This window comes from Streptomyces hainanensis, assembly GCF_004348415.1.
Taxonomy (GTDB): Bacteria; Actinomycetota; Actinomycetes; order Streptomycetales; family Streptomycetaceae; genus Streptomyces; species Streptomyces hainanensis.
The window spans coordinates 1-18,719 of the sequence record NZ_SMKI01000098.1; the positions used below are offsets into that span (position 1 = coordinate 1).

The 18,719-nt window shown below is 72.8% G+C and carries 20 protein-coding genes and 2 pseudogenes; 13 read left to right on the forward strand and 9 right to left on the reverse strand.

Annotation, left to right across the window (positions count from 1 at the left end):
• Positions 1–753, forward strand: a 753-nt coding sequence (locus E1283_RS11705) for a (Fe-S)-binding protein (protein ID WP_132817909.1), incomplete at its 5' end; no start/stop codon positions are given.
• A gap of 507 nt (positions 754–1,260) precedes the next feature.
• Positions 1,261–2,790 (forward strand): sodium:solute symporter family protein, encoded by a 1,530-nt coding sequence (locus E1283_RS11710; RefSeq protein WP_207930369.1) that lies wholly within the window; start codon positions 1,261–1,263, stop codon positions 2,788–2,790.
• A gap of 35 nt (positions 2,791–2,825) precedes the next feature.
• Here E1283_RS11710 and E1283_RS38675 read toward each other — a convergent pair.
• Positions 2,826–3,419, reverse strand: a pseudogene (locus E1283_RS38675) (GNAT family N-acetyltransferase); the annotation flags it as partial.
• Between the two features lie 94 nt (positions 3,420–3,513).
• Between E1283_RS38675 and E1283_RS11720 the strand changes: the two are divergent.
• Entirely contained in the window at positions 3,514–3,873 is a 360-nt protein-coding gene (locus E1283_RS11720; protein WP_132817911.1) for an ArsR/SmtB family transcription factor, read from the forward strand.
• Positions 3,870–4,523 carry an SRPBCC family protein gene (locus E1283_RS11725; RefSeq protein ID WP_132817912.1) on the forward strand — a complete coding sequence of 218 codons (654 nt, stop codon included), beginning with the start codon at positions 3,870–3,872 and terminating at the stop codon, positions 4,521–4,523. The genes E1283_RS11720 and E1283_RS11725 overlap by 4 nt, the downstream gene beginning before the upstream one ends.
• On the opposite strand, the gene E1283_RS11730 is transcribed toward E1283_RS11725, so the two are convergent.
• Positions 4,517–5,122, reverse strand: a complete 606-nt coding sequence (locus E1283_RS11730; RefSeq protein WP_132817913.1) for a hypothetical protein — start codon at positions 5,120–5,122, stop codon at positions 4,517–4,519. The genes E1283_RS11725 and E1283_RS11730 overlap by 7 nt on opposite strands.
• A 93-nt stretch (positions 5,123–5,215) precedes the next feature.
• Between E1283_RS11730 and E1283_RS11735 the strand changes: the two genes are divergently transcribed.
• The 3 genes from E1283_RS11735 to E1283_RS11745 are packed head-to-tail and all read left to right on the forward strand — an operon-like array spanning position 5,216 to position 7,074.
• Positions 5,216–5,785 carry a GNAT family N-acetyltransferase gene (locus E1283_RS11735; RefSeq protein WP_132817914.1) on the forward strand — a complete coding sequence of 190 codons (570 nt, stop codon included), beginning with the start codon at positions 5,216–5,218 and terminating at the stop codon, positions 5,783–5,785.
• Positions 5,786–5,839: 54 nt separating this feature from the next.
• Entirely contained in the window at positions 5,840–6,361 is a 522-nt protein-coding gene (locus tag E1283_RS11740) for a DUF1203 domain-containing protein (RefSeq protein WP_132817915.1), read from the forward strand.
• Positions 6,362–6,414: 53 nt separating this feature from the next.
• Positions 6,415–7,074, forward strand: a complete 660-nt coding sequence (locus tag E1283_RS11745; RefSeq protein WP_243744778.1) for a class I SAM-dependent methyltransferase — start codon at positions 6,415–6,417, stop codon at positions 7,072–7,074.
• Positions 7,075–7,105: 31 nt separating this feature from the next.
• Here the strand turns inward: E1283_RS11745 and E1283_RS11750 are convergent, their stop codons facing one another.
• A complete protein-coding gene (locus E1283_RS11750; protein ID WP_132817916.1) occupies positions 7,106–7,525 on the reverse strand; it encodes an ATP-binding protein in 420 nt (139 codons plus the stop codon).
• Positions 7,526–7,669: 144 nt separating this feature from the next.
• Here E1283_RS11750 and E1283_RS11755 point away from each other — a divergent pair, with 144 nt between their 5' ends.
• Together E1283_RS11755 and E1283_RS11760 are read left to right on the forward strand one after the other, a co-directional pair.
• On the forward strand, positions 7,670–8,524 hold the full coding sequence (locus tag E1283_RS11755) for a helix-turn-helix domain-containing protein (protein WP_132817917.1): 855 nt from the start codon (positions 7,670–7,672) through the stop codon (positions 8,522–8,524).
• Complete coding sequence (locus E1283_RS11760) at positions 8,524–8,739, forward strand: DUF397 domain-containing protein (RefSeq protein WP_243744779.1); 216 nt, start codon at positions 8,524–8,526, stop codon at positions 8,737–8,739. Before E1283_RS11755 ends, E1283_RS11760 begins: the two co-directional genes overlap by 1 nt.
• A gap of 341 nt (positions 8,740–9,080) precedes the next feature.
• Here E1283_RS11760 and E1283_RS39685 read toward each other — a convergent pair.
• Positions 9,081–9,221, reverse strand: a pseudogene (locus tag E1283_RS39685) (ClpX C4-type zinc finger protein); the annotation flags it as partial.
• Positions 9,222–9,400: 179 nt separating this feature from the next.
• Here E1283_RS39685 and E1283_RS11770 point away from each other — a divergent pair.
• Positions 9,401–10,693, forward strand: a complete 1,293-nt coding sequence (locus E1283_RS11770; RefSeq protein ID WP_132817919.1) for a glycoside hydrolase family 6 protein — start codon at positions 9,401–9,403, stop codon at positions 10,691–10,693.
• Here E1283_RS11770 and E1283_RS11775 read toward each other — a convergent pair.
• Positions 10,690–11,619 (reverse strand): MBL fold metallo-hydrolase, encoded by a 930-nt coding sequence (locus E1283_RS11775; RefSeq protein WP_132817920.1) that lies wholly within the window; start codon positions 11,617–11,619, stop codon positions 10,690–10,692. The genes E1283_RS11770 and E1283_RS11775 overlap by 4 nt on opposite strands.
• Before the next feature lie 100 nt (positions 11,620–11,719).
• Here E1283_RS11775 and E1283_RS11780 point away from each other — a divergent pair, with 100 nt between their 5' ends.
• A complete protein-coding gene (locus E1283_RS11780) occupies positions 11,720–12,649 on the forward strand; it encodes an AraC family transcriptional regulator (RefSeq protein WP_132817921.1) in 930 nt (309 codons plus the stop codon).
• Positions 12,650–12,684: 35 nt separating this feature from the next.
• On the opposite strand, the gene E1283_RS11785 is transcribed toward E1283_RS11780, so the two are convergent.
• A complete protein-coding gene (locus E1283_RS11785) occupies positions 12,685–13,533 on the reverse strand; it encodes an NmrA family NAD(P)-binding protein (protein WP_132817922.1) in 849 nt (282 codons plus the stop codon).
• Between the two features lie 83 nt (positions 13,534–13,616).
• Between E1283_RS11785 and E1283_RS11790 the strand changes: the two genes are divergently transcribed.
• A complete protein-coding gene (locus tag E1283_RS11790) occupies positions 13,617–14,183 on the forward strand; it encodes a TetR/AcrR family transcriptional regulator (protein ID WP_132817923.1) in 567 nt (188 codons plus the stop codon).
• A gap of 211 nt (positions 14,184–14,394) precedes the next feature.
• Positions 14,395–15,711: an amidase gene (locus E1283_RS11795; protein ID WP_132817924.1), complete on the forward strand. Its 1,317-nt coding sequence runs from the start codon at positions 14,395–14,397 to the stop codon at positions 15,709–15,711.
• 75 nt (positions 15,712–15,786) lie between these two features.
• Here the strand turns inward: E1283_RS11795 and E1283_RS11800 are convergent, their stop codons facing one another.
• The 3 genes from E1283_RS11800 to E1283_RS11810 all read right to left on the reverse strand — a co-directional run.
• The gene (locus E1283_RS11800) at positions 15,787–16,830 is read right to left on the reverse strand and encodes an MBL fold metallo-hydrolase (protein ID WP_132817925.1); all 1,044 of its coding nucleotides are present in this window, start codon (positions 16,828–16,830) and stop codon (positions 15,787–15,789) included.
• A 108-nt stretch (positions 16,831–16,938) separates the two neighbouring features.
• The gene (gene bla / locus E1283_RS11805) at positions 16,939–17,865 is read right to left on the reverse strand and encodes a class A beta-lactamase (protein WP_132817926.1); all 927 of its coding nucleotides are present in this window, start codon (positions 17,863–17,865) and stop codon (positions 16,939–16,941) included.
• Positions 17,866–18,249: 384 nt separating this feature from the next.
• The coding region (locus E1283_RS11810; RefSeq protein ID WP_165956093.1) for a LysR family transcriptional regulator substrate-binding protein at positions 18,250–18,719 on the reverse strand (470 nt) is incomplete at its 5' end.

Below are 18,719 nucleotides of genomic sequence, written 5' to 3' on the forward strand. Positions count from 1 at the left end.
CCCTTCACCCGAACCTGGCGCCCCGCGCCGTCCGCCTCCTCCTCGGGGCGGCCCGTCGTCCTCTTCCCCGACACCTTCACCAACCACCTCGCCCCGGCCGCCGGCCACGCCGCCGCCACCGTTCTCACGGCGGCCGGCCTGCGGCCCACCGTGCCGCGGCGCGCCGTGTGCTGCGGCCTCACCTACGTCACCACCGGCCAACTCGACCAGGCCCGCGCGGTGGCCCGCCGCACCCTCGACCGGCTGGCGCCGGCACTCGCCGCCGACCTCCCCGTCACCGTCCTCGAACCGCCCTGCGCGGCGGCGCTGCGGACCGACGTCCCCGAACTCCTCCCCGACGACCCGCGCGCCGCCCGGCTCGCCACCCTGGTGCGGACGTTCGCCGAGACGCTGGAGGAGTACGCGCCGGACTGGACCCCGCCCCGCGTCGACCGCCCGGTCGTCGGCCAGACCCACTGCCACCAACACGCCGTCCTCGGCGACGCCCCTGACCGCCGCCTCCGCGAACGCGCCGGCCTGACCGGCTCGTTGTCCGCCGGCTGCTGCGGCCTGGCCGGCAACTTCGGCTTCGAGAAGGGCCACTACGACGTCTCGGTCGCCTGCGCCGAGGACCAACTCCTCCCCGCGCTGCGTACCGCCCCCACCGACGCCGTCGTCCTGGCGGACGGCTACTCCTGCCGCACCCAGATCGCCCAACTCACCGCCCGCGACTCCCACCACCTGGCCGAGATCCTGGCCGACGCGTTGCCCTGACCGGGCGGGCTTGTGCGGGGTGTCGGCGGCCTGGCGCCGGCCTTGCCCAGCCCCCGGCCGGTGGGCTGACCACGCCGTCGCCGGCCGCCTCGCGGCCGGGCCGGTGAGGTGCGGTGACGTCGTCCCGCTGCCTGGCCGTCGACCGGTGGCTCGACCTGCGGATGCCGCGCGGTGCGGTGGCTGTCGACCGACGGGCGCTGCGGGCCCGGGGCGGGTGCGGGTCCCCGGCCGCTCGGGGCGGCCGCCGTGCGTGGCTGCGCCTCGCGGCCGTGCCGGGCTCACGCCGGGCCGTCCCTCCGGCCCGGCGGCCGTGCCCCCGCGCCCGCCGTTGTCGGGTCGGCCGGCCCGGACAGGTCGGGGCTCGGCTGGTCCGGTCTATTGACGACCCATGAGGCCGCTCCTATCGTGGCGACGTCTGTTCATGACAATGTTTGATGTTCGTGTATGTGAACGCTTGGCCCTGCGCGTGCGAGACCCTCCTCTCAACTCCTCCCCCCTGGAGCCGCGATGTCAGCGTTGGACTGGATCGTGGTCGGTGGTTACTTCCTCGTCGTGGTAGCCATCGGCTGGTGGTCGAAGAACCGCATCCACAGCGTGGCCGACTTCTTCACGGCCCGAGGACAGATCCCCTGGTGGCTGTCGGGGGTGTCGCACCACATGTCCGGCTACAGCGCGGTGATGTTCGTCGCGTTCGCGGCCGTCGCGTACAACAGCGGCATCACCGTCTACTTCTGGTGGCCGCTGACCATCGGACTCGGCGTCGGCGTCGGGGCGTTCCTCTTCGCCGCCCGCTGGAACCGGCTGCGGGCCAAGCACGACGTCGCGTCCCCGCTGGAGTACCTGACCCGCCGCTACAACCTGCCCACCCAGCAGGTGCTGGCGTACAGCGGCGCCGCGCTCAAGGTCGTCGACATCGCCGCCAAGTGGGTGGCGATATCCGTCCTGTTGCGCGGCTTCGCCGACATCCCCATGGAGGTCGGCATCATCTTCACCGGCGTCGCCACCATGGCCTACATGACCGTCGGCGGCCTGTGGGCCGACGTCCTCACCGACATGGGCCAGTTCGTCATCCAGGCCGTGGCCGGCGTGGCCATGTTGATCGCGGTGATGATCGAACTCGGCGTGGACTTCCCGTTCGCGATGTGGGGCGACCTGCCCGACGGCCACGGCGACCCGGTCAACGGAACCGTCACCACCTGGCTCATCCTCGCGTTCCTGCTCGTCAAGACCTTCGAGTACAACGGCGGCATGTGGAACCTGGCGCAGCGCTACATGGCCGCGCCCTCCGGCTCCGACGCCCGCCGCGCGGCGCTGCTCTCCAGCGCGCTGTGGCTGGTCTGGCCGCTGATCCTGTTCCTGCCGATGATCGCGTCGCCGCTGATCGTGCCGGGGCTCAGCAACGGCGAGGAGTCGTACATCGCGCTCGCCCAGGAGCTGCTGCCGGCCGGCATGATCGGCCTGATGCTGGCCGGGTTCTTCTCGCACACCATGGCCATGGTGGCCTCCGACTCCAACGTGATCACGGCCGTCATCACCCGTGACATCGCCCCGGTGCTGGCGCCGCGGGTCCGCCGGCTCTCCGAGGCCGCGCAGCTGACGTTCGCCCGCATCACCACGGTGCTGTTCGTGATCGTCAGCATGACCATCGCCATCACCACCGGCGGCGAGGGCTTCGTGCTCGACACCGTGGTGGAACTGGTCGCCGCGACCATGGGGCCGATCTCGATCCCGCTGATGCTCGGCCTGTTGCCCTGGTTCCGCCGCGTCGGGCCGACCGCCGCGATCACCTCGTGGGCCGGCGGCCTCGCCGTCTGGTACGTCGTCCGCTACATCGTCGACGACGCCACCCAGGCCGCCGTCGTCGGGCTGCCGCTGCTGACGTCGCTCGTCCTCTACCTCGGGGTGGGGATGCTGCGTCCCGAGCAGACGCCGGAGCGGGACGCGCTGCTCGACTCGCTCAACACCGATCCCGAGCCCGGCCCGGCCACGGAGGCCCCCGGTGCGACGCCCGACGGCGACTCGTTGACCGCCCGGTAGACGAACGCGGTGAGCGGCGCGGCCACCGCCCACCCCAGGGTCTCGTAGAGCGCGCGCCCCTCGTGGGTGGCGCCGAGGATCCCGGTGGTCGCGCCCCGCTCGACGGCCTCGTTGCCGAGCGTCCGCATCACCACCGAGCCGAGGCCGCGGCGCCGGTGGTCGGGGTGGGTCTCGACCTGGTCGACCACCGCAGCGTCGCCGACCGGCGCCACCTGCCCGCGTGCCGCGGGCGAACCGTCGGCGGCGAACACCCGCACCCGGGTGACCCCGTGGGCCGTCTCCAGGGTGAGGCGGTAGCCGTCGGGGACGCGGGTCGTGGCGGCACGCAGCGCGCCGGCCATCAGATGGCCGTGGTCGCCCTCGGTCCAGTCGGGGGTGAGCCAGCCGGCCACGGCGGACGGGGCGACGAACGCCTTCAGGTGGGTGGCGGGCACGGTGACCGCCGCGACCACGCCCCGCACGCTCGCCTCGTCCGCCGCCGGCAGCACGTGGCGGACCACGTGGTGCGGCTGCCCGACGTCGATCCGCACCCCCCACGGCTGCTCGACGGGCGCGGGCGTCTCCCGCGACACCGCCCAGCCCGCCGCCCAGGCGCGGACCAACCCGGGTATCGGTACGTCCACGGCCATGGTTCCTCCGGCGCTGATGTAATGGCCTCTATGGCCTAGGGCATATTACACCGGCTTTTATAATCCTTGACTTATATAAGCGGCGGCTGCGACAGTGGCCCCCGTGCACGCCTTCGACGTCCTCGGGGACCCCGTCAGGCGCCGGATCCTGGAGCTGCTCGCCGAGGGCGGCGAGCAGACGGCCGGCGCGGTCAGCCACGTCATACGGGAGGAGTTCGCCATCTCCCAGCCGGCCGTCTCCCAGCACCTGCGCGTGCTGCGCGAGCACGGCTTCACCACCGTCCGCGCCCAGGGCACCCGACGCCTGTACGCGGTCGACGCCACGCCCCTGCGGGAGGTGGACGCCTGGCTCGACCACTTCCGCGGGTTCTGGAACCAGCGGCTCGACGCCCTGGCCACCGAACTCGCCCGAGGCAGCCGCGAACGTAGGAAGAACGGGAACGAGAGCTCATGAACGAGAACGACATCGTCGACCGGATCAACGCCGTCCACCGCGAGTTGGGCCGGAAGCGGATCCCCGCGGGCGAGGGCGCCACCGTCCTGCTGCGCCGCCGCTACGACGCCGCCGTCGAGGACGTCTGGGACGCCTGCACCGACCCGCAGCGGCTGCGCCGCTGGTTCCTGCCCGTCACCGGCGACCTCAGGCTCGGCGGCACGTACCAGCTGGAGGGCAACGCCCGCGGCGAGATCCTGCACTGCGAGCCGCCCCGGCTGCTCCGCGTGACCTGGGTCTACGGCGAGAACACCACCGCGAAGGACGTCGGCGAGGTCCAGGTGCGACTGACGCCGGGGGAGGGCGGCGAGACGATCCTGGAGGTCGAACACGCCGCCGTCGTCGACCCCGAGTTCTGGGACCGCTACGGCCCGGGCGCCACCGGCGTCGGCTGGGACGGCGGGCTGCTCGGCCTGCACGAGCACCTGCGCGGCCACGACTTCGACGAGTCGACGTGGCAACACACGCCGGAGGCCAAGCGGTTCAACACGCTGAGCAGCGAGGCGTGGGGCGCCGCCCACGCCGCCACCGGCGCCGACCCCGAGCGGGTGGCGGCGGCCACCAGGGCCACCACGGAGTTCTACGCCCCGGCGGACGACGACCCTCAGTGACCTCGGGCGATGCCGAGCCGCACGCGCTCGGCATCGATCAGCTCCTCGGAGAGCTCTTCCGGATCCACCTCGTACCCCGGGTCGTGGAGGTCGTCATAGCCCCGCCCGCTCAGCGGCAGGCCGAGCGCGTCGAGTTGGGCTGACAGCCGGGCGAACGCCGTCTGTTCGTCGGGCTCTTCCTGGTACTGGGCCATGTCGGCGGCGCACGCCTCGGCCAGAGTGCTGCCCGCCATGCTCCAGTACGAAGCCTCGGTGTCGAGCTCGATGACCGGCCAGGGCTGGTCGGCCGGTTCGTCGGGGTGCAGCCAGTAGCCGATCCAGCCCTTGCCGCCCTCCGCGACGATCTTCACGTACTCCGACATCCGGGCGAACCCGGCGTTGATGGCCTGCATCTCCGGGTCCGCGAGCTCCTTCGCGCTGAGATAGCTGGTGTCGAGGTGTGGGTGCGTCACCCCAGGGTCGAGGAAGGTGATCCCCAGGAGGTGGGTGAAGTCGTCCCGGCCCTCCCACTGCGCCACCAGCAGTATGCGCAGGTCGTCCGGTATCGGCCGGCCGCCCAGGCGCTCCCGGGAGAACTCCGCAAGCCGCTCCTCGTACATGACCCCTCCTGACCGGACGACCGACTGATACGCACCGTATCGGCTGCCACTGACAGTTGAACGCCCGCGGAGTCCGCGGAGAGAATCGGCGCCATGGGGCATGCCGTCCGTGACTACGCGCCCGCCGACGAGACGTCCTGGCTGCGCTGCCGGGTCCTGTCCTTCCTCGGCACCGCCTACTTCGACAACGTCCTGCGGACGAAGCCGGCCATTCCCGAGCCCGGCCTCGAACTGGTCGCCGTCGGCGAGGAGGGGGCCGTCGTCGGCCTCCTGGACGTCACCGTCGAGGGCGACGCGGCGACGATCGACAACGTCGCCGTCCACCCCGACCACCAGGCCCGAGGCATCGGCGCCGCGCTCCTGGCCGAGGCCCGCGCCCGGCTGCGGGCGCTCGGGGTGACGACGCTCGACGCCTGGACGAGGGACGACCCGGGGACCCTGAGCTGGTACCGGGCGATGGGCTTCGCCGAGAGCGACCACTACCTCCACGTCTTCGCGAACCACTACACCGACCCGGCCGAAACCGACCGGGCCATCACCGAGCCCCACCCCGACCTGCGGCCGGTCGCACTCTTCCTGCACGCCGACCTGCGTCACGAGCCAGCGATGCGGGAACAGTTCGCCCGGGTGCACGTGTGCCGCCGCTTCTCGGCGGCGCTGTGACGCGATGTCCGATTCCCGCCGGACGGGCCGGCGGTGCGGCGGCAGCCTGGGCGCATGACGACCACATCGACGCCCGTGTTCCTGATCCACGCGCTGCCCGCCGAGGCGCTGGCCGACGTGCGCGAGCGGGGGATCGACGCCTTCGGCGTTCCCGCGGAGCGGATCACCGCGACGGGCGGTGAACCCGCCCGGTGCTGCCTGCGGGACGCCGCGCCCGGCGAGGAGATGCTGCTCTTCGGCTACGAGCCGCCGCTGCCCGCCGTCAGCCCCTACCGCGAGGTGGGCGCCGTGTTCGCGCACGCCGAACCCTGCGCGGGACCCGGGGACGTCACCCGTTACCCCGCCGACTGGCACGGCCGCGCGCAGGTACTGCGCGCCTACGACGCCCACGGCCGGATCCACGACGCCACCACCGTCCACGACGGGCGGGACCCGGAGCGGGCGATCGCGGAGATCCTCGCCACGCCGGGCGTGGTGCGGATCCACAGCCGCAACGTCGCCTGGGGCTGCTACATGTTCGCCGTCTCGGCCGCCGTCGCGGGGACGAACTCCGCGGCCGCCTCGGCCGTGGGTTAGCTTGGGCCGGTGTTCGACGAGTCGGAGCGGCCGCCGGCACGCGCCTGCTGGACGTGGGCGCCGTCGCGGTGGCGGCGGGCGCGCGGGTGACGGCGGTGGACGCCGAGCCCGACATGGTGGCGTTCGCGGCGCGGGCGGCGCCGGACGCGGACGTGCGGCTCGCCACCCTGCCTCATCTACCGTTCGCGGACGGGGAGCTCGACGCGGTGGTCGGCAACTTCGTGCTCAACCACGTCGGTCGGCCGAGGGCCGCGCCGGCCGAGCTGCGCCGCGTCACGCGGGTGGGCGGGCGGATCGCGGCCACGGTCTGGCGGGCTCCGCCGGCCGCCGGCCAGACGTTGCTCGGCCGGGCGGTCGAGGCCGCCGGCGCCAGCAGGCCCGCCCACCTGGTCCCGCTCGCCCAAGAGGACGACTTCCCGCGCACGGAACGGGGCCTGGCCGAACTGTTCGTCGCCGCCGGCCTGACGGAGGTGACCTGCGAGACCGTCGCCTGGGAACACCGGGTCACGGCGGGGGAGTGGTGGAGCGGCCCGGGGGCCGGGGCGGCGACCGTCGGGCAGATCGTGACCGCTCAGCCGCCAGCGGTCGTCGCGGAGATCAAGGCCCGGTTCACGGCACTGAGCGCGGAGTTCGCGGGTCCAGGTGGTGTGCTGACACTGCCGCACGCGGCGCTGTTGGCAGTGGGGGTTCCGTCAGGCGCTGGACGGCTGTGACGACGTTCGGAGCCCGGCCTGTCCGGCGATGTCAGCGGAGTTCGAACCAGACTGTCTTGCCGCTGGGCTTGAGCCCGCCGTGCACGGTGATCCCCCAGGCCGCCGCCAGCGACTCGACCAGCCGCAACCCCCGCCCACCGACCGCCTCCGACGGCGTCACGGTGGGCCGGATGTCCTGGATCCCGTGCGTCGCGCAGTCCCGCACCGCCACCATGGCCCGCCCGGGCCGGATGATCGTCCGCACGCTGAGGGACGGGACGGCCGTGTGGACGTACACGTTGCTGACCACCTCGCTGACGAGCAACCGCGCCGTCTCGGCGAGGGAGTTGAGCTCCGCCCGGAGGAGGAGGTACGCGACGTGGTCCCTGGCCAGTTGTGGCGTGTCCGCCGCGTTCGGCGCGGTCAACAGGTAGGCGCGGACGGTGGGTTGGGTGTCGGAGGTGGGAATCACGGTGCCCTCCCGGTGCTTACGGACGCGAGTCGTTCCGTCACTGAGTGGAAGCGTAGGCTATCGACGGGCAACCTGTGTAGTGCAACCTGAGGATGTGTTCGCCAGTTGCCCGTGACTGGTGCGGACCAGGAGAAGGAGTTGTCGATGACCGTGAGGGCCACGCCGACAGTCAGACTGCGCCGACTCGGTGCGGAACTACGCCGGATGCGCGAGGCCGCCGGCTGCAACGTCGTCCAGGCGGCGAGACTGCTCGGCTTGGAACGAACCCGCATCAGCAACATGGAGGCAGGCCGACTCGGCGTCACCGCGGATCGCGTCAGATCACTCGCGAGTGTGTACCAGTGCGGGGACCGGGCCTACGTCGACGCGCTGGCCGCCATGGCGGAGGAGCGGGTGAAGGGCTGGTGGGAGGAGCAACGGGGCAGGATGCCGGTCGCCGCGCTGGAGTTGGCGGAACTGGAACACCACGCCCTCGGCATCCGTGCCGTCCAGGTCACGCACTTCCCGGGGCTGCTCCAGACCGAGGAGTACGCGAAGGCCGTGTTCTCGGTGGCGGTGCCCGAGCCGAGCCCCGTCGAGTTGCGCCGGATCCTCTCGTTCCGAATGCGGCGCCGCGACGTGCTGGACCGCGAGGATGATCCGCCGGCGACCACGTTCCTCATCCACGAGACCGCGCTCCGTCTCGACTTCGGTGGCCCGACCGTCATGCGCGCTCAGCTCAAGCACGTACTCGACGCCTCGGAGCGCCCCAACGTCACAGTACGGGTGATCCCGTTCGCAGCCGGCGGATTCCCGAGCGCCGGTGCTTCCATGAGCCTCGTCGCCGGGCCCGTGCCGCAGTTGGACACCGTTCAGTTCGATTCGCCCATCGACACCGTGCTGGTGGATGCTCCCGCAGCGCTGGGAAAGTATCGAAAGACGCTGGATAGGATCGAAGAGCGCTCACTTGATGTCGCGAAGTCGCGCGATTTCTTGCGAGATATGTCGGAACGGACCTGATGGCGGTGAGGATGTCGGGCATCCAGTGGCAGAGGTCTTCCTACTCCACCGACGGTGGCGGCAACGCCTGCCTGGAGGTGGCCCGCGCTCGCGACGCGTCCTGCCTCCTCCGGGAGAGTGACGAGCCCGACGTCATAGCCACCGCCGGCGCGGTCCGGCTCGGTGCGCTGTTGCGGGCGATCAAACGGGGCGGGCTGGCCCGGCGGATCGGCTGATCGGGAGAAGGTCAGAAGCCCCGCTTGGGGGTCGACCAACGCGGCCGTGCTGCCGGGCGGTTGCGGCATGGCTCGACGCAACCCGGTCGGGGGGACGGGCCCCGGGCCCGTTACTCCTCGCCGGAGAAACGCTCCCACGCGGACTGCCGGGTCATCCCCAGCGTCTCCCCGATGCGCGCCCAGGTCACTCCCAGCGCACGCGCCTTGAGCACCCACTGGGCGAGGTTCCGCTCGACCTGCGCCCCCGCCGCCGCGATCCGCGGCAGACTCATCAGCACGACCTCGGCGCTCGTCACCTGGTCCCACGGCGCGAGTTGTGCTCCGTCGCCCACGGGCTTCCCCTCGATCACCGTCGAGCAGAGGGCCACACACTCGTCACAGATGAACACCCCGGGCCCGGCCACGAGCGTGCCCACCTCGGTGTTCCGCTTCTGACAGAACGAGCACGCCGCGATCACGGACTCCTTCGTGGCAGGCGGCATTCGAACACTCCCTCCTCCGTCAGGGACTTCCTGACGGTGTCAGGCGTGACCTTACAGTGTCAGGTGGTGCCTGACAATGCGCGTCGTGCGACGCCGCTGGGCGTACGCCGGACGATGCGCTAGCTTCGATGGTCGGGAGCGCTCCATGCCTGACCGCATCGAGCCGAGAGCTGCCGAACATGACATATTCCGCTGGCGGTCACCGCCGCTGGTTGATGGTCGCCGCCGCGTTCGCGGCGGTGCTCGTGGGGACGCCGGCGCAGGCCGCGCCGCGCGTGGACAACCCGTATCTGGGCGCGGACGTGTACGTGAATCCCGCCTGGTCGCGGTTGGCCGCCGAGGAGCCGGGAGGGGAGGCCGTCGCCGACCAGCCGACGGCCGTGTGGTTGGACGAGGTCGCGGACGTCGGGGGGCTGCCCGGACACCTGGACGCCGCGCTCGCGCAGGGCGCCGACGTCGTCCAACTCGTACTCCACGACCTGCCGGGCCGCGACTGCCACCTGATGGGTGCCGACGGCGAGTTCGGGTCCGGGGATCTCGACCGGTACCGGCGTGAGTTCGTCGATCCGATCGTCGACGTCCTGGCCGAGCCGGCCTACGCGGGGCTCCGCGTGGTCACCGTCGTCGAGCCGCACGCCATCGCCGCGCTCGCCACGTACACCGGCACCAGCCCGGTGGCCACGCCGGAGTGCGACACGATGCTGGCCAACGGCGGTTACGTGAACGGCATCGGCTACGCGCTCGGCCGGCTCGGCGAACTCGCCAACGCCTACAGCTACCTGGACATCGCCCACCCCGGCTGGCTCGGCTGGTCGTACGACGCGGCGCCGGCCGTCGAGCTGCTGTACGCGGCGGCCACCGCCGCCGGCTCGACCGCCGACGACGTGCGCGGCCTCATCGCCAACACCGCCGACTACGCCGTGCTGCGCGAGCCGTACTTCGCCGTCACCGACATCATCAACGGCGCGCCGGTGCTCCAGAGCCGCTGGGTGGACTGGCGCGACCACGTCGACGTCGAGTCGTACGCGGCGGCGTTCCGTGGGCAGCTGACGCAGCGCGGATTCCCCTCCGACATCGGCCTGTTGATCGACACCTCGCGCAACGGCTGGGGCGGGCCCGCCCGGCCCGCCGGTCCCGGGCCGCGCACCTCGGTCGACGCGTTCGTGGACGGCGGCCGGCTCGACCGCCGGAGCCGCCCCGACAACTGGTGCAACCAGGCCGGCGCCGGCCTCGGCGAACGTCCCGCCGCCGCGCCCGCGCCCGGCGTCGACGCCTACGTCTGGGCCAAGCCGCCCGGCGAGTCGGACGGTTACGCGGGGCCGAGTACCAACCCCGTGGAGCGGATGTGCGATCCGGACGCCTGGCCCGGCCGCCAACCCTCCGGCGCCCTGCCGGACGCGCCGCCCAAGGGCGAGTGGTTCCCGGCCCACTTCCGCCAACTCCTCACCAACGCCTGGCCGCCGCTGACCTAGAACGGCGAACGAGGGTTCGGGTCGAAGGCCGCCCACGGGCCGAGGACGAACCCGCCACCCTCCCCGCGCACCTCCACGGCGCCGGCGCCGCCGAAGTGCGCGGGGACGAGCAACTCCCGTTCGTCGGCGGCGCGTTGGAGAATCCGACGGCGGCTGGCCGCGGCCTGCGCCGGGGCACGGCAGGCACCGCTGTTGCAGGAGGGGTGGAGGATCTGCACCGGGCTGTGCACCAGGTCCCCGACGAAGACCGCGCGGTCGCCGCCGGACGCCAGCCGCAGCACGGACGAGCCGGGGGTGTGGCCGGGCGCGGACTCCAGGGTGAGGTGTTCGTCGATGCGGTGGACGCCGTCCCACAGCACCACCTGCCCGGCTCGGTGGACGGGCGCGACGCTGTCCTCGTAGATCTGGCGGCCGTCCTGCTGCCGGCTGCCCCCGTACGCGTTGTCGGGACCGAAGTGGAAGTCGTCGGCGGCCGGAACGAGGTACCGGGCGTTGGGGAAGGCCGGCACCCACTCGCCGGCCGCGTCGACGGTGTTCCCGCCGACGTGATCGATGTGGAGGTGGGTGTTGACGACGACGTCGACGTCGCGCGGGTGGACGCCGGCCCTCGCCAGGGCGCCGAGGAGATCGCCCCGCCAGTGGTGGAACGGCGGCGAGTCCGGTCGCTCGCGGCCGTGGCCCACTCCCGTGTCGACCAGGACGGTCCGGCCCCCGCTGCGCAGCACCCAGGTCTGCACCGCGACCACCATCCGGTCGGTCTCCGGCTCCCAGTGGTCGGGTGCCAGCCACTCCTCGTTGTCCTTCCACATCTCGGCATCGGCGTCCGGAACCAGGTCCGCGGTGGACACGAACGGGCCCTGCCACTCGACGACCCGGATGACCTCGACGTCCCCCAGCACGATGCCCTGCACGCTCTCGTTCGCCATGTCTTCGACACTAGGGAGGCCGGATGATCCTCTCAATGCCCGCTCGGCTCATGGAAATACGTGTTCGTCTCATACCCCATACGGCGGATACGCTGGGTGGATGGATGTGGTGAGCGACGCGATCGCCGCCATGCGCCTCGGGCAGCCCGCGTTCGACCGGCTGCGGATGAGCGGGAGTTGGTGCGTGCGGCTGGCCCCGTACGTCGGCGCGGGCTTCGCCGTCGTCCTCAGGGGCGGCTGCTGGCTGCTGCCCGACGGCGGCGCCCCGGTGTCCCTCGGCGTGGGTGATGCCGTGCTGCTTCCGCACGGCGCGGGCCATGTGTTCGCCGACTCGCCGGTCGACGCGGGGACCGCGGTGGAGCGGGCGGTGCCGTTCGAGCAGTGGCTCGCGGCCGCCGGACCGCGAGCCGGGACCGGCGGCGGCGAGACGGAGGTGCTCTGTGGCAAGTACCGGTTCGACCGCAGCCGCCCGCACCCGCTGATGGCGGAACTGCCCGTGGTCGTCCACCTGCCCAACCGCCTGGGCGGCCACCCCGAGCTCCGCGCCGCGATCGACCTGCTCGCCGGCGAACTGGACGAGACGCGGCCCGGGGCGTGCGTCGCACTGCCGAGCCTGCTCGACCTGCTCCTCGTCTACGTGATCCGCTCCTGGATGACCGAGGCCACCGACGGGGCCTGGCCTCGTGTACTGGGCGACCCGGTGACGGTCGCCGCGCTGCGGGCGCTGCACACGAGACCGGGCGCACCGTGGACCATCGACGGGCTGGCGGCCGAGGCGGGCGTGTCCCGTCCCACCCTGGCGCGCCGGTTCACCACCCTGGTCGGCCGCCCCCCGATGGCGTATCTCACCTGGTGGCGCCTGACCCTGGCCGCCACCCTGCTCCGGGACAGCCCTGACACCCTGGCCGCCATCGCCGCCCGAGTCGGCTACGGCAGCCCGTACGCCCTCTCCCACGCCTTCCAGCGGGAGTTCGGCACCACACCGGGGCGGTACCGGGCGGAAGCGGCGGCCCGGTCAGCGGCCGCCTGACCGTCCCGGCGCGGGGCGGTGCCGCGGCGGGTGACTCAGCCCCTCGCGGCCAGGAACGCGTCGAAGGTCCTCGGTGGGCGGCCGGTCAGGTCGTGGACGGTCGTCGTCACCTCGGACAGGTTGCCGGCGGCCAGGTCGGCGTAGAGCCACAGCAGGTCGTCCACGAACCAGTCGGGGAGGCCCCGGGCGCGCAGTTGGGTGGCGGCCTCGGCCGGTGGCTGGTCGTGGAAGGGGACGCCCAGCTTGGCGGCGATCTCGGCGTGGGTGAGGGCCTCGGGGCCGGTGAGCGGGTAGGCCCGGCCCGTGCCGCCTGTGCCGCCCGTGCCGTGCGCGCCCGTGAGCAGCGCGGCGGCGCAGGCGGCGATGTCGCGCGCGTCGATGTACGCCACCCGGCCCGCCCCGTAGGGGCCGGAGACCGCGTCGGCGGCGGCGAAGCCGCCCTCGCCGGTGAAGAAGTTCTGCATGTAGCCGGTGGGTCGCAGCAGCGACCACGGGACGTCGGAGGACGCCAGGTGCTGCTCGATCTCCCAGTGCGCGCGGACCGAGAGCTTCGCCTCGGGGGCCGGCCGCCAGGCCGACACCTTCACGAGGTGCGACATCCCGGCGGCCGCGGCCGCGTCGATCGCGGCGGTCTGCTGCCGCACCATCGGTTGCGGCCCGGCCACCGGGAGCGCGCCACCGCTGTTCAGCAGGAGCCGGTCCACGCCGTCGAGGGCGGCCACGACGCTGGCCGGCTCGTCGAGGTCTCCGACGACGAACTCGCAGCCCAGGGCGCGGCCCCCGGCCTCGTCCCGCACCAGCGCCCGGAACGGCGCGCCCATCTCCCCGAGTATCCCGACCAGGTGGCGGCCGATCGTGCCGGTGGCGCCCGTGACGAGAATCATCCGTTCCTCCACGTAACCTGAGGGGGCCTCGAATAACGCGAACGAGGCGAACCTAGCACGACAACCCGAGGGAGCCTCACGTTATGCCGGACCCAACTCGCCGCCGGCGGGCGGACGCACGGCGCAACCACGAACGGCTGCTCGCCGAGGCGGAGGCCGTCTTCCGGGAGCAGGGCACCGAGGCGTCGTTGGAGCGGATCGCCCGCCGGGCCGGCGTCGCCATCGGCACGCTCTACGCCCATTTCCCCAACCGCCGCGCCCTGTTGGGCGCGCTGCTGCGCGACCGGCACGAGGCGCTGTTCGCCCTCGGCGACGAACTCCGGTCCGCCGCCGGCCCGCCCTTCGCGGCGCTCGTCCGCTGGATGCGCGCCGCCGCCGAACACGGCGCCGTCTACGACGGGCTCGCGCAGGAACTCCTCGGCAGCCTCGACGACCAGGGCTCCGAACTCCACGCCGCCTGCGCGAGGTTGTCCGCCGCCGGCCGGGCCCTCACCGAGCGGGCGGTCGACGCCGGAGCGATCCGCGCCGACGCGACGGCGGACGACGTCTTCGCGCTCGTCAGCGCCGCGGCGTGGCTGCGGGCGCGGACCCCGGACGAGGCACGGGCCGAGCGGCTGCTCGGCGTGGTCTTCGACGGCCTGCGGCCGTAGCCCTGGCCGTCGACGTCAACACCGCCCGCCGGTCTGGCCGCGCGCCACCGATGCCCAACCGCCGCCGGCGGCGGAGCCGGAGAAGGCCCGCTGAGCCCGCAGCCCCCGGGCCTGCCCCCGTAACACGCTGTCATCGCGGCCGACTTCTCACCGATACGCACGCTGCCTAGCGTCCACAGTCGGCAGTGAGGCAAGAACAAGGACGTGGCACATGCGTGAATGGGACAGGCGGGCATTCCTCGGACTGGCGACGGCGGCTGGAACGGCCACGGCAATCTCCGCCACAGGGCCCACGGCCCACGCGGCCACCGCGCCCCGATCGCATACCAACCCGGCGGGGCGCCGCCCCGACCCCACGGTCTGGCGGGAGTTCGGTCGGCCCCTCGTCCGCGCGACCGACCGCGGCCCGCTCGACCGGCTCACCGTCGCCGTCAAGGACCTGTTCGACATCGAGGGCCGCCGGGTGGGCGCTGGGAACCCCGCCTGGCTCGCGGAGCACGGCCCCGCGCGCACGACGGCCCCCGCGGTCGAGGCACTGCTCGCGGCCGGCGCCTCGCTGGCCGGGATCGCCAGGACCGACGAGTTCGCCTACAGCCTGGCCGGGACGAACGGACACTACGGAACACCCCCCAACCCGGCGGCCCCCGAGCACATATCGGGCGGCTCGACGTCCGGTCCCGCCAGCGCCGTCGCCCTGCGCCAAGCCGCTGTCGGCCTCGGCACGGACACCGGCGGATCGATCCGCGTCCCCGCCTCCTACCAAGGCCTCTACGGCATTCGCCCCAGCCACGGCGCCGTGGACACCGGGGGACTGCTGCCGCTGGCCCCCTCGTTCGACACCGTGGGCTGGCTGACCAGGGACGCGGAGACGCTGCGCGCCGTGGGCGGCGTGCTGCTGCCCCGTGGCACATCCCGGCGCCCGTCAGGCGTGGTGCTCGCCCAGGACATCGTGAACGTGGCCTCTCCCGAGGTCGCCTCCTCCGTGCGCCGCGCGGTGGCCCGCTGGCGCGCCGCCGGCCTGCCGTCCGTCCGCGGCGCCGAGTTCGACCCCGCCCTGCTCCCGGGGTGGGTGAGCGCCTTCCAGACCAAGCAGGGCGTGGAGGCGTGGCGCCACTGGGGACCGTGGATCTCTCGGCACTGGGACACGCTGAACGCCGATGTCAGGTCCCGTTTCGAGCGCGCGTCCACCTACACGGCGAACGACCTGGCGGCGGCCGAGGATGTGCTCGCCGAGGCCCGGACCCGGCTGGACGACCTCCTCGGCGACCGGATCCTGCTCCTGCCCTCGGCCTCCTCCATCGCCCCCACCCGCGCCGAGGCGTCGATCGGCGGCCCCGCCATCGAGGACGCCCGCGCCAAGACCTTCCAGCTCACCTGCATCGCCGGCATCACAGGACGCTGCGCCGTCAGCATCCCGATCCGCAGCCGCACGGCCCCCGTCGGCCTCTGCCTCGTCGGCCCGCGCGGCAGCGACCGGCACCTGCTGTCGCTGGCCGCGGAGGCGGCGGACGAGGGCGTCTCCGTCTGACACCCCTTCCCGGCCGAAGATCGCCGGACCCCGGTTCACGTCCAAGCGGGACAACCGACAGTCCGTAGACCGGCCTCAGCAGCACGCCTGTCCCGGCGCGCCGCGGTGGGGGCTGAGCCCGCGGTCGCGCGTCGTCGCCTCGGCGTCGGCGAGCCTGCCGCGCAGCATGAGTTCCATGACCTTCATGAATCGTTGGACTCGAGGTCGGCCGAGGACGAAGGGGTTGGGTCCTTCGGGGTCGTTCCGCAGTTGCTCGATGCGTGGCAGCGAGTGGTCGTTGGGGTGGTTGGACAGCTCCACGTCCACGTCGGCCTGCCGCGCCCGGGCCTCGAAGCCGTGGATGGAGGCCAGGTAGGTGCGCAGTTCAGTGGGTGTGGTCGGTGGGTTCATGCCGCCCCACAGCATGGCCGTGTGGTGTTCGGCGCCGGCCCGTAGCGGGATGATCGGGGAGACGGTGCCCTGCGTGTGGCCCGGAGTGTGGTGCAGCCGGATCGTCGTGTCGCCGAGCGTGAGGCGCTGCCCGTCCCTGATGTCCAGGTCGCGGGCGGGGACGTTGGCCGGGTCCTCCCGGGTGGCGAGGTCCCAGTCGGTTGGTGTCATCAGCACCCGTGCCCCGTAGCGGTCGGCGAGGTACTTCGCGCCGCCGTAGTGGTCGTTGTGCCCGTGGGTGACCACGACGTATCTGATCGTCTCCGGGGCGGCACCCAGGGCCCGCAGCCCCGGGACGAGCACATCCTCAGCCTGTTGCCCGGAGGTGAGCGCGTCGATCAGCACGATGCCGTCGTCGGTGAGCACGGCCATGGCGGAGACCCAGCCCACGCTCACGATGGCGAGGTTGTCGAAGAGCTTCAGCGGCTCGGGGGCGGGTGGCAGGGGGAACTCGAGATCCGGGGTCAGTGCCCTGACGAGGGCCAGTGACACCGGGTCTTCCCCGGCCAGTTGGCGTGCGCGGTCGTAGTGCGTCTGGTCGTCCGTCGTGACGGCCGTCGCCGCCGGGGCGAGGGACAGCGAGCCGGCTCCGGCTCCGGCTCCGGCACCGAGCGCGAGGGCGGTAAGGCGGCCGAAGCGGCGCCTGGAGAGGTGCCCGGCGGGCCGGCCGTCGTGGAGTGGGGGCGTCATCACGTTCTCCTGCTGGTTCGGGTGGCGTCGCGGACATCCGGGGCCTCGGACAGGGACGAATGCCAGGGACTCCGCCGTGGCGAATCCTGGAAACCCCGGAACACGGCCCTAGTAGCCAAGGCCGTTGACGGCCACGGCGGTGGCCTCGGCGATCAGCGCGTCGTCGTGCTCGGCGTCCTCCTCGTCGTGCGCCGACATGATCGCCATGACGAGCGGGTCGCCGCCGTCGTCCGGCCAGACCACGGCGATGTCGTTGCGTCCGCCGTAGCCGCCCGCGCCGCTCTTGTCGGCGACCGTCCAGCCGTCGGGAACACCGGCGTTGACGAGTGTCTCGCCGGTGGTGTTCGTCACCATCCACATGCGGAGGAGCTCACGCTCGTCGGGGTCGAGGATGTCGCCGAGCAGGAACTCCCGCAGGTTCGTGGCGAACGCGCGCGGGGTGCTGGTGTCGCGGATGTCGCCCGGTGTGGCCTCGTTCAGTTCCGTCTCGTACCGGTCCATCTCGGTGACGTCGTCGCCGAGTTCCTCCTCCAGGACGGCCTCCAGACCGTCGGGCCCGCCGAGCGCGTCGAAGAGGAGGTTGCCCGCGGTGTTGTCGCTGTACCACAGGGTGGCCGCGCACAGCTCGCTCAGACTCATGCCCGTCTCGACAAAGTTCTCGGTGACGGGCGAGTAGTCCACGAGGTCGTCCTCCGTGTAGGTGACCACCTCGTCGATGCCTTCCGAGCCGTACTCGTGCAGCACGGCTCCGGCCGCCAGCGCCTTGAAGGTGGAGGCGTACGTGAACCGTTCGTCGGCCTGGTAGGCGACCTCCTGGCCCGTGCCGGTGTCCAGGACGTAGACGCCCAGTCGCGCGTCGAACTCGCGCTCCAGTGCCTCGAACTCGCGGGCCAGGGACGACGCGGACGGGCGGCTGGGGGCGGCGGAAGAACCGGGTGTGGACGCGGCCTCCTCGGCGCAGGCCGGGAGCGCGACGAACGCGACCACGCCAGCCGCCAGGCCGGCGCCCCAGCGCGGGTAGAACCTATGCGTCATGGGATGGACCTCCATGTCCTCGGTGATCGCGTGACCCGTGCGGTCAACAGCCCCGAAAAGCCCCGGGCTTGAGCCCTCACCCTCCGGCCCACGAACCCCTCCCGTCCAAGACGTGGGAGCGCCATCCCATGCCGAAACGGCATGGGGCTACGTCCCCTGGACGCGCTCCACAGCGCGGTGCCGCTCCAGCCACTCACGGCGAGGAAGGCTGTCCGACGCTGCGGACCAGACGAGGATGGCGGCGAGGTGGAATCCGGCGAGGTGGAGGGTCGCGGATCGCCCCGCTTCGGCGTCCGGTCCGGCAGCAGCGGCTCGCTCCGTGCCCACTGAGTGCCAGTCAACGACACACCCAGACCGACGATCAGATGATCCGAAGCGAACGGCCTAGCCCCGGCCCGGTTCGTCGCCGCGGATGGTCGTCGCGGCGCGGCGCAGCTCCGCGAGGACCGTGCGGACGGCCCGGCGGGCCGTCCGCTCCGGGCGGTGCAGGGCGTCGATGTGGCGGTGGGCGTGGACGTCGGCGAGCGGGCGGAGGGCGAGGGCCGGGTGCGGCCGGGTGGTCCAGCGCGGCATCAGCGCCAGGCCGCCGCCGGCGGCCACCGCCTCGGCGACCACGGCGAACTCGTTGATCCGGTGGGCGATGTGGAGCCGGCGGCCGGCCACGGCGGCGATCGCGTCGATGGTGGCCATCAGCGGGAAGCCGTCGTGGACGGTGATCCACGGCTCGTCGACGACGTCCCGCGGGTGGAGCGCCGCCCGGGCGGCGAGCGGATGGTCGGCCGGCAGCGCCACGTCCAGCGGTTCGCGCAGCAGCGTCGTCGCGGTGACGGTGCGCGGCCAGGGCGGGGCGGGGT

What these genes read in the sequence shown, in the direction of transcription:
- E1283_RS11790 (WP_132817923.1), top strand. Translation starts at nt 13,617, where the DNA reads ATGCCGGACCCAACTCGCCGCCGGCGGGCGGACGCACGGCGCAACCAC.
- E1283_RS11795 (WP_132817924.1), top strand. Translation starts at nt 14,395, where the DNA reads ATGCGTGAATGGGACAGGCGGGCATTCCTCGGACTGGCGACGGCGGCT.
- E1283_RS11780 (WP_132817921.1), top strand. Translation starts at nt 11,720, where the DNA reads ATGGATGTGGTGAGCGACGCGATCGCCGCCATGCGCCTCGGGCAGCCC.
- E1283_RS11735 (WP_132817914.1), top strand. Translation starts at nt 5,216, where the DNA reads ATGGGGCATGCCGTCCGTGACTACGCGCCCGCCGACGAGACGTCCTGG.
- E1283_RS11730 (WP_132817913.1), bottom strand. Translation starts at nt 5,122, where the DNA reads ATGTACGAGGAGCGGCTTGCGGAGTTCTCCCGGGAGCGCCTGGGCGGC.
- bla (WP_132817926.1), bottom strand. Translation starts at nt 17,865, where the DNA reads ATGACGCATAGGTTCTACCCGCGCTGGGGCGCCGGCCTGGCGGCTGGC.
- E1283_RS11710 (WP_207930369.1), top strand. Translation starts at nt 1,261, where the DNA reads ATGTCAGCGTTGGACTGGATCGTGGTCGGTGGTTACTTCCTCGTCGTG.
- E1283_RS11775 (WP_132817920.1), bottom strand. Translation starts at nt 11,619, where the DNA reads ATGGCGAACGAGAGCGTGCAGGGCATCGTGCTGGGGGACGTCGAGGTC.
- E1283_RS11760 (WP_243744779.1), top strand. Translation starts at nt 8,524, where the DNA reads ATGGCGGTGAGGATGTCGGGCATCCAGTGGCAGAGGTCTTCCTACTCC.
- E1283_RS11740 (WP_132817915.1), top strand. Translation starts at nt 5,840, where the DNA reads ATGACGACCACATCGACGCCCGTGTTCCTGATCCACGCGCTGCCCGCC.
- E1283_RS11770 (WP_132817919.1), top strand. Translation starts at nt 9,401, where the DNA reads ATGACATATTCCGCTGGCGGTCACCGCCGCTGGTTGATGGTCGCCGCC.
- E1283_RS11755 (WP_132817917.1), top strand. Translation starts at nt 7,670, where the DNA reads ATGACCGTGAGGGCCACGCCGACAGTCAGACTGCGCCGACTCGGTGCG.
- E1283_RS11800 (WP_132817925.1), bottom strand. Translation starts at nt 16,830, where the DNA reads ATGACGCCCCCACTCCACGACGGCCGGCCCGCCGGGCACCTCTCCAGG.
- E1283_RS11725 (WP_132817912.1), top strand. Translation starts at nt 3,870, where the DNA reads ATGAACGAGAACGACATCGTCGACCGGATCAACGCCGTCCACCGCGAG.
- E1283_RS11785 (WP_132817922.1), bottom strand. Translation starts at nt 13,533, where the DNA reads ATGATTCTCGTCACGGGCGCCACCGGCACGATCGGCCGCCACCTGGTC.